The following is a 12,486-nucleotide window of genomic DNA, read 5'->3' on the forward strand; positions in this document are numbered from 1 at the left end:
CATGAGTATCAAGGCGCTCGGCTACATGCGCATCCAGGCCACCGACATGGCGGCCTGGCGCGAGTACGGGCTCAAGGTGCTGGGCATGATGGAGGGCAACGGCGCCAACCCTGACGCCCTCTACCTGCGGATGGACGACTTCGCCGCCCGCCTGGTGATCGTGCCCGGCGACTCGGACCGGCTGCTGGTCTCGGGCTGGGAGGTCACCGACGCTCCCGGCCTGCAGGAGCTGCGCGACACCCTCACCAAGGCCGGCGTGGACTTCGTGGAGGGCACCAAGGAGGAGCTCGCCGAGCGGCGCGTCGAGGGCATGATCCGCTTCGACGACCCGTCCGGCAACACCCTCGAGGCGTTCTACGGTGCCCAGTACCTGGGCCGCCGGTTCGTCAGCCCCTACGGCCACAAGTTCGTGACCGCGGAGCAGGGTCTGGGCCACGTGGTGCTGACCTGCACCGACGACGCGGCCGCGCAGGCGTTCTACCAGGACGTCCTGGGCTTCCGCCTGCGTGACTCGATGCGGCTGCCCCCGCAGCTGGTGGGTCGCCCGGCCGACGGCGACCCCGCCTGGCTGCGCTTCTACGGCTGCAACCCGCGCCACCACGCGCTGGCGTTCCTGCCGCTGCCCAACCCGACCGGGATCGTGCACCTCATGGTCGAGGTGGAGAACTCCGACGATGTCGGCCTCTGCCTGGACCGCGCGAACCGCAAGAAGGTCAAGATGTCGGCGACCCTGGGCCGCCACATCAACGACAAGATGCTGTCGTTCTACATGAAGACGCCCGGCGGTTTCGACATCGAATTCGGTTGCGAGGGACTGGAAGTCGAGGACCACAGCTGGATCGCCCGCGAGTCCACGGCGGTCAGCCTGTGGGGCCACGACTTCTCGGTGGGGATGCGGTAGCGATGACCGAGACGGCCAGCGAGGTGCAGGGCGACGGGCTGCCCGCGATCGATCCGCGGCAGTTCCGCAACGTCGTCGGGCAGTTCTGCACGGGCATCACCGTCATCACCACCTTCGACGGCGAGGGCGAGGCGAAGACTCCGATCGGCTTCGCCTGCCAGTCCTTCTCGTCGCTGTCGCTGAACCCGCCGCTGGTGCTGTTCTGCCCGACCAAGGAGTCCCGCTCCTGGGCGGCGATCGAGCGCAACGGCAGCTTCGCGGTGAACATGCTCGCCGAGGAGCAGCAGCCGGTGTGCGCCCGCTTCGGCTCCCGCGAACCCGACAAGTTCGCCGGAGTCGACTGGCACACTTCGGAATTGGATCTCCCGGTGCTGGACGGCTCGCTGGCGACCATGCAGTGCACGGTGGACAACGTGCTCGACGGCGGCGACCACTACATCGTCGTCGGCCGGGTCCTGACCCTCTCGGAGACCACCGCCGACGGCCGGCCGCTGCTGTTCTACCGGGGCCAGTACACGGGCATCGAGCCGGACAAGACCACACCGGCGCCCTGGCGGGCCGACCTGGAGGAATTCCTCAGCTCCGCTTCGGCCGACACCTGGCTCTAGGGTCGAGGCGGTAGGGGCCCTCGCATTCGGGACGATCTTCCGAACGCGAGGGCCCCATTTTTATTGCCGCCCAGTAGGTCTCACAGATTCGCGGCACGCCGGCGGAGGATCTCCGCGGTCTCCGCATCGGCGGGCAGGAACGCCTCCAGCCGCAGCTCGGCGAGGGTCACGTCGGTGGCGGTGGCGACCGACATGAGCGTAGTGATCAGCCGCAGATCGCCGTCGGCGGTGCGCAGCTGGAGCGGAACGGCGAAGCCCAGATAGTCGGAGCCCGGAGTCGCTTCGGGCAGATAGCTTTCCAGCTCGGCGGCGAAGGCGTCCAGCTTCGGGTCGGGGCTCAGCCGCGCGCGGGCCCGCATGTTCTCGGTGACGTGGCGCCCCCATTCGGGGAGGTTCAGGACGCGGCGGGCCAGTCCGTCCGGGTGCAGCGCGAGCCGGCGCACGTTCACCGGCGGCCCCAGCAGGTGCGGCGCACAGTCCTCGAAGAACAGCTCGAACGCCGCGTTGGCCTCGACCAGCACCGCGTCACCGTCGACGATCAGCGCGGGATACGGCATGTGCCCGGCCAGCACGCTGCGCAATGCGGTCCGGATCGGTTCCAGCTGCGCCGACTCGACCCCGGACTCCCCGAACGCGGGCGCGAAACCGGCCGCCAGCAGCAGTGAATTACGTTCCCGCAGTGACAGTTCCAGCGACTCGGCCAGCCGCAACACCACCGTCCGGCCGGGCCGGGAACGCCCCTGCTCGAGGTAGCTCACGTAGCGCTGGGTGGTGTCGGCGCGGATCGCCAGATCCAGCTGGCTGAGCCGGCGGGTCCCCCGCCAGCGGCGCAACTCGGCGGCGAAATGTCCCGGTTCGGCCATGGTTGTCATAGTCCTCCCATCCTCGGCTCCGCCCCACCGCTGCGCCATACCCTGCAGGGAATCGCGTGCGGCGCGACGTGACAACAGACTCGACGCCATGAGTTACGAACCCACCGACATCGAACTGAAGCACCTGATCGAGAACTGGATCGCCCAGTGGAACGAGCCGGACGCCGCCGAACGGCGCCGGCTGATCGCCGAAGTCTGGACCGACGACGGCTACCAGACGATGGTCAACCCGCCGCAGGGCATCCGCGACACGGCGGCCGAGTTCGGTGTCCCGTTCCCCGAGATCGAGATCCGTGGGCACGCAGCCATGTTCGACCGGGTGACCCGCGCCTATGAGGCATACATCAGCTCCGGCGAGTACCGGTTCGAACAGTCCGGCGAGGTGGCCCGGCAGGCCGGTGCGGCCGTGGCCCTGACCTGGGTGATGCGGTCGGTGACCGACGGCACGGTGGCCGGCTCCGGCCTGGAAGTCCTCACCTTCGGCGCCGACGGCCGCGTCCGCTCCGACCACGAGTTCGTGGCATGAGTACCGTGAATTCCCAGGTGTACCAACTGGATCCGCTACCAGAACGCGGACGTACGTATACGGGCTCGCACGGCGGTCCCGAGCCACAGCCCGAACCCGAAGGCGCGGGCACGTCCGCACCGGAGAGCATCGGCGCCCGCTTCGGCCTCCGCCGTGGATCTCGGCGGCTGCCGGTACCCGGACCGCATCAGGTCCTGGTCCGGGTGCTGGCCACCGCGCTCAACCGGCGGGATCTCATGCTGGCGGACGGCACCTATCCGCTGCCCGCCGAGCCGGGTGTCGTCCCGTTGGCGGACGGTGTCGGTGAGGTGATCGCGGTGGGCGACAAGGTGACCCGCGTGGCGGTCGGCGACCGGGTGGCCTCCACCTACTTCCTGCACTGGGTGGGCGGCCCGCAGCGGATCGCGCAGGTGCGCGAGCAGTTCGGCGCGAACCACGACGGCTGGCTCGCCGAACACATCGTGCTGCACGAGGATTCGGCCGTCCACGTGCCCGAGCACCTGACCGCGCCCGAGGCGGCCACCCTGACCTGCGCGGGCCTGGTCGCCTGGGCGGCGCTGACCAAGCCGGTTCCGGTGGCGCCCGGCGAGGTCGTGCTCACCGTCGGCAGCGGTGCGGTGGCCCTGTTCGCCGTGCAGTTCGCCCGGCTGCACGACGCCCGGGTGATCGCGGTGACCTCCGGCCCCGAGAAGGCCGCGCGGCTGCGGGAACTGGGTGCCGACGAGACGATCGACCGGACCCTCGTCCCCGACTGGGAGGAGGCGGTGCTGAAGCTCACCGACGGTGACGGCGCCGACCACATCGTCGACTGCGTCGGCATGCTCACGCTGCCGCGATCGGTGGCGGCAGGCGCCTACAACGCCCGGATCACACAGATCGGCGCGTTCCCGGGCGGCACCCCCACCCGGAATCCGTTCGACGGGAAGTACCTGTCGATCCGCCGGATCGCGGTCGGCAGCCGTACCGACTACGAGGCCATGAACCGGGCGGTCACCGCGCACCGCATCCGCCCGGTCGTCGACCGGATCTTCCCGTTCGACGCGGCCCCGGACGCGTTCGCCTACTACCGGGACGGCGGCCCGTTCGGAAAGGTGGTGATCGAGCTGTAGGAACAACCGCCGGAAAAGAAATGGACCGCGCCGTCGGGGCGCGGTACCGTGTCGTCACCGTGACCACACCTGAGGAGGTGAGAACCCATGACCACACGATCGATCTGGGATCTCCCGCTCGTTGTCACGGGTGGACACACGCCATAGGTGTCGCCGGGAGGGCCTGAGATCCAAGGCATCCCGAAAAGGTGACAGCTATGCACACTTCACTTCCCCCTGAACACAACGGCGTTTCGACCGCAGTGGTCGAACGTCTCTCCCGATTCCAGTGGCAGGCAACAGATCGCCGGATGGCGGTGGGCTGCGGCGACGTCGCCCACCGCCGCGACGGCCGCCGCTTCGTCAGCATCGACGCCTGGCACGACTCGGTCTTCGACCAGCTCGCCGCCGCCATGGCGGCCGGACTACCGCGACCGCTGCACACCCTCGTCGACGAGGCGGACTCCGCGCTCGTATCCCGCTGGGAGCGAGCCGGTTTCACCGTCCGCCAGCGAATCCGGGAGTATCTCGTTCCCACCGATCCGCAGGCTCAGGTCTTACCCGGCACCGAATCAGCCGCCGGACGGACCGCGGCCCCCGAGGCCGGACCGACCGCTGTCCTGGCCGCCGGAACGGCCGTCCCGCAACGCATCACGATCGTCTCCGGTGCCGAAGTCGACGCCGATGACGTGTATGCCCTGGACCAGGCGATCCGGGCCGAAGTCGATGCCGCGGGCGGCCCACCGCTGCCGGTCATGCCGGAATACCGTTCCGACAGCGACGACATCTTCGACTCGGCCCAGTACACCGTGGCAGTCGCCGACGACCGCCTCGTGGGCCTGGTCCGGGTCCCGCCGGTGATCCGGATGCCCCGAATCGCCCTGGTCGCCGTCCTGACCGAACATCGCCGCCGCGGTATCGCGCGGGCCCTGCTGGCCCACGCGTTGCGCGACCTGCGCGACCACGGAGTCGGGCAGGCCGTCGCGGACGTCGACGACACCGACGCCGCGGCGGCCGCCCTGTTCGACTCGGTCGGCGGGCGGGTGCGGGGCACCGTCGTGGAACTGGTGCTGGCATGACCGATACCGCACGCACCGGCCCGTCCAAGAAGAGCAAGGGCATCGAAACCGAGGGCCGAGTGGTGGAATGCCTCCGCGACGCCACCTTCGTCGTGGAACTGGCCAACGGCCACCGGGTCCTGGCCCGGATCAGCGGCAAGATCCGGAAGAACTTCATCAAGATCTATCTGGCGGACCGGGTCCTGGTGGAGATCAGCCCGTACGACCTGAACCGCGGCCGAATCCTGTTCCGCTACCGGACGTGACGCGCCCCGGGCCGGTCCGGTGACCTCGGTCGTCGGACCGGCCCGGCTATCCGAATCGCTCCCGCGCGCCACGGCTCAGGCAGCGGCCGCAACTCGCACGAGGTCCGGAATCCGAATGGCGGCGGCCATGATCCGCGATCCTTCGTCGTTCAAGTGCAGTCCGTCACCGCAGTCCAGGTCGGGGCGGATGTAGTCGGGGTTCGCGGGATCGGCGACCGCGGTGGCGATGTCGAAGACGCCGTCGAAAACATCGGTGGCGCAAAGCCACTCGTTGACCTGGCGCCGCACGGGGATGGCGGGTTCGACGTTCACCTCCGGGTAGATCACGCCGGCGAACGGCCCGATCGTGTTCGCGTACACCGCGATTCCGGCTCGGTGCGCGCGCTCGGCCAGTTCGGTGTATCCGGCGATGAGATCGGCCGCCGTGGCGACTTCGCCCAGCCCGAGGTCGTTGATGCCGAGGTTGACCACGACGTGGGTGACACCGGGCACCGCCAGCACATCCCGGTCGAAGCGGTGCAGGCCACTTTCGCCGACATCGTCGAGCAGCAGCTGGTTTCCGGAGATGCCCTGGTTGACGGCCCACCCGCGGGCCAGGCCCGCGGTGAGCCGGTCCACCACGCGGTTGTTCGTACCCGGCGTCGTGCCCACCCCTTCGAACCACGAGTCACCGAGGGCGACCACCACCGGCGTCCCCTGTGCAGCAAGCACATCCACCCCGGAGACGTAGAAGCGAGTGGGGGCGAGGGTGCCGTCGCCGGTACGCCGGCCGCCGACCTGTTCACCCGCCACGACCAACGCATCCTGCGCGGGCGCCTGCGAATAGGTCGCCGGCTCCGTCGATTCCGGCAGATAGAGACCCAGCAACAGGTCCTCCCCCGACGCCGCCGCCAGCTCCACATCGTCACTGACGATTTCGGCCCCGGGCGCGACCGTGAATCGCCGCTCACCCCGGACCGACAGTGCGACAACACTTCCCGGCTCGGCCTGGAACTCACCCGCATGCCGCGCGACCGCGGCCGCACCGACCACCAGCGGCGCCGTGCCGTACCGGTTGCTCACCCGCACCCGCAGGCGCTTCCCGCCACCGGCCAGGTGCAGCACCTGCAGCACGGTCTCGTCGGCGAACCCGCGCGGCGCGGCGAGATTGTTCGCTCCGCTGGGGTCGACGACGGCGGTGCGGAAACCGGCGATCCAGGTCTCGGTCATGACAACTCCAAGTATTTGCTGTGCGGAATATCCTCACGACAGACAATAACGAGAGATATTCCGCGCGTCAACTATCCGCACAACAATTACTTGTCGACCCGCCCTCACCAGGGCAGTTGCCCGTACTCCACGCCGTCGGTGGCACCCCACCGGTAGCCCCAGAGGATCCCCGTCGGACCGTCGGCCGGCAGGGTCGCCAGGTACACACTCGGCTCGGCGCCCTGCACCGGGGTGCGAAAGCCGGTGCGGCCGTTGAGATCGGTGGCGGTGTAGCCCGGGTTGGCGGCATTGACCTTGATCGCGGTGTCGTGAAGTTCCTTCGCGTACTTCGTCGTGATCATGTTCACCGCGGTCTTCGAGGTGCCGTACGGAATCGAGGTCATCCCCCACATAGGGCCGGCCGGATCGGTGGTCAGGGCCAGCGAGCCGACCTCGCTCGACACATTGACGATCCGCGCGGCGGGCGCCTCGCGCAGCAGCGGCAGCAGCGCGTTGGTGACCGCGACCAGGCCGAAGACATTGGTCTCGAACACTTCTCGCAGTACGTCGAGCGAGGCGGTCGCGGCGGTCATCCCACCGGCGGCGCCACCGGTGACAGCGGCGTTGTTGACCAGAATGTCGAGCCGGCCGAACTCGGTGCCGATCCAGTCTGCCGCGCGAGCAACGGAATCGGCGTCGGTGACGTCGAGTTGCACTGCGCGAGCGTCGATTCCGTCGTGCTTCAGCTCCTCGGCGGCGCGCTGGCCGGCCTCGGGGTCGCGGGCGCCGACCAGGACGGTGATGCCGCGAGCGCCGAGCGCCCGGGCGGTTTCGTAGCCGATGCCCTTGTTGGCACCGGTGATCAGGGCGACGGTGTGGTTCGTGTTCGTCATGCGTTCGATCGTGCCGCCGAATCGCGGGCCCTGGGAGGACCGGTTTGTACCACCCACGCCCGGCCCACCCCGGCGCATACTCGAACCATGGTCGATCGTCGAGAACTGGCGGAGTTCCTGCGCACCCGGCGGGAACGGCTGCAGCCCGCGGATGTGGGCCTGCCGACGGGAATCAACCGGCGCACACCGGGTTTGCGGCGCCAGGAGGTGGCGCAGCTGGCCGGTATCTCGATCGAGTACTACATCCGCATGGAGCAGGCGCGTGGCGCCAAGCCGTCCCGGCAGGTGCTGGCCGCGCTGGCCCGCGCGCTGCTGCTCACCGTCGACGAGCGCGACTACCTCTACCGCATCGCCGAGGAGAATCCGCCCGCCGTGACCGGCCCGATCCGGACCGTCCCGGATTCGGTGCGGATCATGCTGGACACCATGCGCGGCACCCCCGCCTACGTCGTGGACGCCACCTACGACATCCTGGCCTGGAACACCTCCGCGGTGCCGATGATCGGCGACGTGTCGACCAAGCCCGCGGACGACCGCAACATGGTCCGCTGGGTTTTCCGCAACCAGGTCCCGAACTGGACCACCGAGGCCGAACGGTTCGCCCGCTCGACGGTCGCGGACCTGCGCGCGGCCTACGCCCGCTACACCGGCCACCCCGGCCTGGCCCGTCTGGTGACCGAATTGCTGGGCACCTCACCACGATTCGCACAGATGTGGTCGGACCACGAGGTCGAGGTCCGCCGCGCCCACCGCAAGAGCGTCGTCCATCCCGAAGCCGGCCCGCTCGAATTCACCTGCCAGGTCCTGCACATCGCCGATACCGACCAGCGCATGATCATCTACTGCGCCGACCCCGGCAGCCACACCGCCGAGGTGTTCACCGCCTGGTCCGATCGCGCGCCCATCACACACTGAGGCACACCTCGCTCGACCCGCCACGCAGTATTCCCCATGGCAATTTTCCGCGCCGCAACTATCGGCTAGACTGTCGACATGGACGAGTTCGACGACCCCCGCATCACCGATATCGGCATCCTGTTCGAAGCCGCCAACGGGGTGCGCAGCAAACTCGAGCCGATCTGGCAGGAGGCGGGCCTGTCGGTCCTCGACTTCACCGCCCTCACCCGGCTCACCCGCTCCGCCGGCCGGCGCATGCGCATGACCGACCTCGCCGCCCAGGCCCAGCTCTCCACCAGCGGCGTCACCCGGCTGGTGGACCGCCTGGAACGCAACGGCTTCGCCCGCCGCGAACCCGACCCCGTCGACCGCCGCAGCTCCTACGCCGTCCTCACCGACCACGGCGAAGCCACGATGGCCGCCGTCTGGCCGAAATACCTCGCCACCCTCGACACCTGGTTCTTCGACCTGATCACCCCCGAACAGCGCGAAACCCTGGTCGGCATCCTCCGCCACATCCGCGAAACCACCTTCCCCGACGCCGCCAAGACCACCGACTAGCGCACATCTCGTAGCACAGTGCCCACCGCGTAGCATCTGCGTAACCTGGACGTATGAGGACCATCCAGCAGCGCGATCTCCGTAACGACAGCGGCAAAGTGCTGGCTGCAGTCGAAGCCGGCGAGAGTTTCACCATCACTCGCAACGGTAAGCCGGTTGCCAGGCTCGAGCCGATCACTCGGCGCACGTTCGTGCCGGTCGCCGAATTGGTCCGTACCAACGCCGCAGTACCGCGGGTCGACTACTCCCAGTGGCGCACGGATATGGACGCAATGCTCGACCCGGAGATGCCCGCGGATGAGTGAGACCTTCACACACCGGCACATCCTGCTGGACACCTCGGTCCTCGTCGATTTCGGGGAGATCCACGATCAGCTGCCGATGGACTGCGCGGCCTCGATCAGCGCGGTCACTCTAGCCGAGCTGGCTGCCGGAGTGAACTCTTCCCCAGATCCGATCCGTCAGACCCAGCGCCAGCTGCAGCTGCAGTGGGTGGCAAGAACGTTCGAACCACTGGCCTTCGATGCGGACAGCGCGTACGTCTACGGCTCCCTCTCACTGCTGGTACAGCGGATCGGGCGCAAGCCACGCAAACGTGTCGCCGATCTGCAGATCGCCGCGACCGCGGTACAACACGCCCTGCCGCTCTATACACGAAACCCGGACGACTTCCGAGGGCTCGAGCCGCTGCTGAACCTCGTCGCGATCTGAGGTACCGGCCGAGGTAGCAGTCGTCACGCTGCCGCGCGGGCGTGGCGGCGGTATTGCCCTGGGGCGGAACCGTATTCGCGCTTGAAGGCCTTGCTGAAAGCGAATTCGGAGCTGTATCCGGCACGTTCGGCCACGACGCCGACCGGGAGGTCTTCCTCGCGGAGCAGGCGGGCGGCGGTGGTGAGGCGCCAGCGGGTGACGTAGGCCAGCGGCGGTTCGCCGACCATGGCGCTGAACTTGCGAGCGAACGCGGCGCGGGACAGGCCGGAACGGTCGGCCAGGGACTGGACGGTCCACGCGCCCGCCGGCTCCTCGTGAATGGCGGCGAGGGCCGGTGCGACCGCCGGATCACGCAGGGCCGCAGCCCATCCCGTCGCATCGGACTCCGGCTGCGCGTCGATCCAGGCACGCAGGATGTACAGCAGCAGCGCGTCGACGAGCGCCGGGACGATGCCGTGCGAACCGATGCGCGGCGAATCCAGTTCGGTGCCCAGCAGCGCCACCGCCGCCGCGAGCTGGGGGTGCCGGCCCGGCTCGGCCGGCAGGTGGATCAGCTCGGGCAGCTGCCGCAGCAACGGGTGTGGCCGCTGCCCGTCGAGGTGATAGTTGCCGCACAGCAGACTGGTGACCGGCCCGTCCCCGCCCAAGCGCAGCATCCCGACCGGCGGTGCCGCGACGAACTGCTCCGGGCGCGGCACCTCCGCGACCGTATCGGGATGGTCGGCGAGAATGTGCCCCGCGCCGTCCCGCACGAACACCACATCACCGGCACCCAGCCGAATCGGCCGGTCCGCACCCGCGGACGGATACAGCCAGCAGTTCCCTTGCAGCACAACATGGAAACCGGCGCCCGCAGTAGCCGGCAACCGCAACCCCCACGGCGCGTGCCCCTCGGTGCGCACCGAATTCGGCGCACCCGTCCGCATCGACGCCAACGCCTCGGTGAGCACGTCCATCCGAACCCCTTCCGACCCGACCCATGCGGGCAAGCTGAGCACTACAACCGTATTCCGCCGCAGGTTATTCGATCACCGCATGGGAAGGGCAAGCCAGCACCAGGCCCAGCGTCAGCAGGTTCGGCGGATCTTCGAACCGGCCCGCCGAACCGCGACCTTCCTCACCAGAACTGTTGTCCGGCAGCATTTTCCAGCTCGACGCCACCGGAAGCTCAGTCGACCGTCAGGACGACCTTGCCGACCGTCGCTCCCGACGCCACCAGTTCGTGCGCCTTCGCCACGTCCGCGAGCGGAAAGGTCTCCGCGACGGTCGGGCGCAGTTCGCCCGCGTCCACCAGTTCCGCGACGGCTTCCAGCGCAGCGTAATCCGGCTCCACCGATACTCCCGCGAAGCGGAATCCGCCGGCCTTCACCGTGGCCTCCAGTTCCGGGTTCATGTGCTCGAGAATCGTCACCAGTACACCGCCGGGCTTCAGGACCCGCAGCGACCGCAGGCCGTCGGCGACCGAGTCGAATACGATGTCGACATCGTGCACGACCTCGGTGAAATCGACGCTCTGATAGTCGATCACCTCGTCGGCGCCCAGGCCGCGCACGAAATCGTGCTTGCCCGCGCTGGCCAGGGCGATGACGTATGCGCCACGCGCCTTGGCGAGCTGCACGGCCAGGTGGCCCACACCGCCGGCCGCGCGGTGGATCAGCACCCGATCGCCTTCGCCCACACCGGCCTTGTCGACCAGCCCCTGCCAGGCGGTCAGCACGGCCAGCGGCAGGGCAGCGGCCTCGATGTGGTCGAGCGACTTCGGTTTCCGCGCCAGTTGCCGCGAGGGCGCGGCCACGTACTCGGCGTATCCGGAGGCGGCACGCGGGAAGAACGGCATCCCGTAGACCTCGTCGCCGATCTCGTACCGCGCACCCGGACCGGTTGCCTCGACCACCCCGGAGATGTCCCAGCCCAGGCTGAACGGCGGCAGACCCAACAGCGGGAACGCCCCCGACCGCACCGCCAGATCCACCGGGTTGACCGCGCTCGCGTGCACCCGCACCAACACCTCACCCGACAGCAGCTCCGGCTTGTCGACCTCCGCCACCTCCAGTACCTCGGGCCCACCGAAGCTCTTCTGGATCACCGCACGCATCGTCTTCTCCCTCATACCGTTTCCCCGGCTGTTCCGGTGAACCGAACGAGGACAACGTTAGGGCGGCCGAGTCAGACGATGAATGCCCTGGAGTCTCGGATTTTTATCCGCCCGTCTCACGACCGCCGCCCGAGCCCCGCCGACAACAATGGTCGTCCACCCCCGCTCTCCGGGGATGAACGACCATTGTTCGTCGTCCGGGACGCGTCAGACCGTGACGGTGGACTGTTCGCGCTGGAGTTCCAAAGCGATGTCGACCAGCTGGTCCTCCTGGCCGCCGACCAGCTTGCGGCGACCGGCGCGGACCAGCATCTCCGCGGCGGAGACACCGTAACGCTCGGCCTGACGCTCGGCGTGCTTCAGGAAGCTCGAGTACACGCCCGCGTAGCCCATCATCAGCGCCTGACGGTCCAGCAGACACTCCTGCGGCATGGCCGGGCGCACAACATCTTCCGCCGCGTCGGCGATCTTGAAGAAGTCGATTCCGGTCTTGATGTTCAGCTTGTCGCAGACACCGACGAACGCCTCGACCGGCGTGTTACCCGCACCGGCACCGAAACGCCGTGCGCTGCCGTCGATCTGCTTCGCCCCGGCACGCACGGCGTACACGGAGTTCGCGACGGCCAGGTCGAGGTTCTCGTGGCCGTGGAAACCGACCTGCGCGTCGTCACCGAGCTCGGCGACCACCGCCGCGATCCGGTCCGAGACACCCTCGAGGACCAGCGCACCGGCGGAGTCGACGACATACACGCACTGGCAGCCGGCGTCGGCCATGATCCGGGCCTGCTTGGCCAGCGCTTCGGGGGGCTGGGTGTGCGACAT

At 68.7% G+C, this 12,486-nt stretch carries 17 protein-coding genes; 10 read left to right on the forward strand and 7 right to left on the reverse strand.

The genetic code is table 11. From position 1 onward, the window contains the following. Position 1: 1 nt before the first annotated feature. Both hsaC and hsaB read left to right on the forward strand, forming a co-directional pair. Positions 2–901, forward strand: a complete 900-nt coding sequence (gene hsaC, locus EBN03_RS31055; RefSeq protein ID WP_122191726.1) for an iron-dependent extradiol dioxygenase HsaC — start codon at positions 2–4, stop codon at positions 899–901. A gap of 2 nt (positions 902–903) precedes the next feature. Beyond that, positions 904–1,509 (forward strand): 3-hydroxy-9,10-secoandrosta-1,3,5(10)-triene-9,17-dione monooxygenase reductase subunit, encoded by a 606-nt coding sequence (gene hsaB, locus EBN03_RS31060; protein WP_122191727.1) that lies wholly within the window; start codon positions 904–906, stop codon positions 1,507–1,509. Between the two features lie 80 nt (positions 1,510–1,589). On the opposite strand, the gene EBN03_RS31065 is transcribed toward hsaB, so the two are convergent. After that, complete coding sequence (locus tag EBN03_RS31065) at positions 1,590–2,381, reverse strand: helix-turn-helix domain-containing protein (protein ID WP_122191728.1); 792 nt, start codon at positions 2,379–2,381, stop codon at positions 1,590–1,592. Positions 2,382–2,469: 88 nt separating this feature from the next. Here EBN03_RS31065 and EBN03_RS31070 point away from each other — a divergent pair, with 88 nt between their 5' ends. From EBN03_RS31070 to infA, 4 genes are all read left to right on the forward strand, one after another. Beyond that, the gene (locus tag EBN03_RS31070) at positions 2,470–2,907 is read left to right on the forward strand and encodes a hypothetical protein (RefSeq protein ID WP_122191729.1); all 438 of its coding nucleotides are present in this window, start codon (positions 2,470–2,472) and stop codon (positions 2,905–2,907) included. Further along, entirely contained in the window at positions 2,904–4,016 is a 1,113-nt protein-coding gene (locus EBN03_RS31075) for a zinc-dependent alcohol dehydrogenase family protein (protein WP_233608755.1), read from the forward strand. Before EBN03_RS31070 ends, EBN03_RS31075 begins: the two co-directional genes overlap by 4 nt. Positions 4,017–4,213: 197 nt before the next feature. Continuing rightward, positions 4,214–5,074 carry a GNAT family N-acetyltransferase gene (locus EBN03_RS31080; RefSeq protein WP_122191730.1) on the forward strand — a complete coding sequence of 287 codons (861 nt, stop codon included), beginning with the start codon at positions 4,214–4,216 and terminating at the stop codon, positions 5,072–5,074. Continuing rightward, on the forward strand, positions 5,071–5,319 hold the full coding sequence (gene infA, locus EBN03_RS31085; RefSeq protein WP_122191731.1) for a translation initiation factor IF-1: 249 nt from the start codon (positions 5,071–5,073) through the stop codon (positions 5,317–5,319). The genes EBN03_RS31080 and infA overlap by 4 nt, the downstream gene beginning before the upstream one ends. Positions 5,320–5,394: 75 nt before the next feature. Here the strand turns inward: infA and EBN03_RS31090 are convergent, their stop codons facing one another. Together EBN03_RS31090 and EBN03_RS31095 are read right to left on the reverse strand one after the other, a co-directional pair. Next, positions 5,395–6,528: a GDSL-type esterase/lipase family protein gene (locus EBN03_RS31090; protein ID WP_122191732.1), complete on the reverse strand. Its 1,134-nt coding sequence runs from the start codon at positions 6,526–6,528 to the stop codon at positions 5,395–5,397. A 104-nt stretch (positions 6,529–6,632) separates the two neighbouring features. Beyond that, positions 6,633–7,400, reverse strand: coding sequence for an SDR family oxidoreductase (locus EBN03_RS31095; RefSeq protein ID WP_122191733.1), 768 nt, complete (start codon positions 7,398–7,400; stop codon positions 6,633–6,635). An 87-nt stretch (positions 7,401–7,487) separates the two neighbouring features. On the opposite strand from EBN03_RS31095, the gene EBN03_RS31100 reads away from it, so the two are divergent. From EBN03_RS31100 to EBN03_RS31115, 4 genes are all read left to right on the forward strand, one after another. Then, on the forward strand, positions 7,488–8,315 hold the full coding sequence (locus EBN03_RS31100) for a helix-turn-helix transcriptional regulator (RefSeq protein ID WP_122191734.1): 828 nt from the start codon (positions 7,488–7,490) through the stop codon (positions 8,313–8,315). 78 nt (positions 8,316–8,393) lie between these two features. Continuing rightward, complete coding sequence (locus tag EBN03_RS31105; RefSeq protein WP_122191735.1) at positions 8,394–8,858, forward strand: MarR family winged helix-turn-helix transcriptional regulator; 465 nt, start codon at positions 8,394–8,396, stop codon at positions 8,856–8,858. Between the two features lie 53 nt (positions 8,859–8,911). Beyond that, positions 8,912–9,163: a type II toxin-antitoxin system Phd/YefM family antitoxin gene (locus EBN03_RS31110; protein ID WP_122191736.1), complete on the forward strand. Its 252-nt coding sequence runs from the start codon at positions 8,912–8,914 to the stop codon at positions 9,161–9,163. Further along, positions 9,156–9,569 carry a type II toxin-antitoxin system VapC family toxin gene (locus tag EBN03_RS31115; RefSeq protein ID WP_122191737.1) on the forward strand — a complete coding sequence of 138 codons (414 nt, stop codon included), beginning with the start codon at positions 9,156–9,158 and terminating at the stop codon, positions 9,567–9,569. Before EBN03_RS31110 ends, EBN03_RS31115 begins: the two co-directional genes overlap by 8 nt. 23 nt (positions 9,570–9,592) lie before the next feature. Here the strand turns inward: EBN03_RS31115 and EBN03_RS31120 are convergent, their stop codons facing one another. The 4 genes from EBN03_RS31120 to dmpG form a co-directional block, all read right to left on the reverse strand. Beyond that, entirely contained in the window at positions 9,593–10,525 is a 933-nt protein-coding gene (locus EBN03_RS31120) for an AraC family transcriptional regulator (RefSeq protein ID WP_122191738.1), read from the reverse strand. 64 nt (positions 10,526–10,589) lie between these two features. Then, positions 10,590–10,730, reverse strand: a complete 141-nt coding sequence (locus EBN03_RS34380; protein WP_158675795.1) for a hypothetical protein — start codon at positions 10,728–10,730, stop codon at positions 10,590–10,592. 7 nt (positions 10,731–10,737) lie between these two features. Further along, positions 10,738–11,679: an NADP-dependent oxidoreductase gene (locus EBN03_RS31125; protein ID WP_233608756.1), complete on the reverse strand. Its 942-nt coding sequence runs from the start codon at positions 11,677–11,679 to the stop codon at positions 10,738–10,740. Between the two features lie 192 nt (positions 11,680–11,871). After that, on the reverse strand, positions 11,872–12,486 hold a 615-nt coding region (gene dmpG, locus EBN03_RS31130), incomplete at its 5' end, for a 4-hydroxy-2-oxovalerate aldolase (RefSeq protein ID WP_122191740.1).

This window comes from Nocardia stercoris, assembly GCF_003696265.1.
In the GTDB taxonomy this organism is placed as follows: domain Bacteria; phylum Actinomycetota; class Actinomycetes; order Mycobacteriales; family Mycobacteriaceae; genus Nocardia; species Nocardia stercoris.

Bases quoted from the DNA above. Each gene is read 5' to 3' on its own strand.
- hsaC (WP_122191726.1), top strand. From the start codon at position 2: ATGAGTATCAAGGCGCTCGGCTACATGCGCATCCAGGCCACCGACATG.
- hsaB (WP_122191727.1), top strand. From the start codon at position 904: ATGACCGAGACGGCCAGCGAGGTGCAGGGCGACGGGCTGCCCGCGATC.
- EBN03_RS31065 (WP_122191728.1), bottom strand. From the start codon at position 2,381: ATGACAACCATGGCCGAACCGGGACATTTCGCCGCCGAGTTGCGCCGC.
- EBN03_RS31070 (WP_122191729.1), top strand. From the start codon at position 2,470: ATGAGTTACGAACCCACCGACATCGAACTGAAGCACCTGATCGAGAAC.
- EBN03_RS31075 (WP_233608755.1), top strand. From the start codon at position 2,904: ATGAGTACCGTGAATTCCCAGGTGTACCAACTGGATCCGCTACCAGAA.
- EBN03_RS31080 (WP_122191730.1), top strand. From the start codon at position 4,214: ATGCACACTTCACTTCCCCCTGAACACAACGGCGTTTCGACCGCAGTG.
- infA (WP_122191731.1), top strand. From the start codon at position 5,071: ATGACCGATACCGCACGCACCGGCCCGTCCAAGAAGAGCAAGGGCATC.
- EBN03_RS31090 (WP_122191732.1), bottom strand. From the start codon at position 6,528: ATGACCGAGACCTGGATCGCCGGTTTCCGCACCGCCGTCGTCGACCCC.
- EBN03_RS31095 (WP_122191733.1), bottom strand. From the start codon at position 7,400: ATGACGAACACGAACCACACCGTCGCCCTGATCACCGGTGCCAACAAG.
- EBN03_RS31100 (WP_122191734.1), top strand. From the start codon at position 7,488: ATGGTCGATCGTCGAGAACTGGCGGAGTTCCTGCGCACCCGGCGGGAA.
- EBN03_RS31105 (WP_122191735.1), top strand. From the start codon at position 8,394: ATGGACGAGTTCGACGACCCCCGCATCACCGATATCGGCATCCTGTTC.
- EBN03_RS31110 (WP_122191736.1), top strand. From the start codon at position 8,912: ATGAGGACCATCCAGCAGCGCGATCTCCGTAACGACAGCGGCAAAGTG.
- EBN03_RS31115 (WP_122191737.1), top strand. From the start codon at position 9,156: ATGAGTGAGACCTTCACACACCGGCACATCCTGCTGGACACCTCGGTC.
- EBN03_RS31120 (WP_122191738.1), bottom strand. From the start codon at position 10,525: ATGGACGTGCTCACCGAGGCGTTGGCGTCGATGCGGACGGGTGCGCCG.
- EBN03_RS31125 (WP_233608756.1), bottom strand. From the start codon at position 11,679: ATGAGGGAGAAGACGATGCGTGCGGTGATCCAGAAGAGCTTCGGTGGG.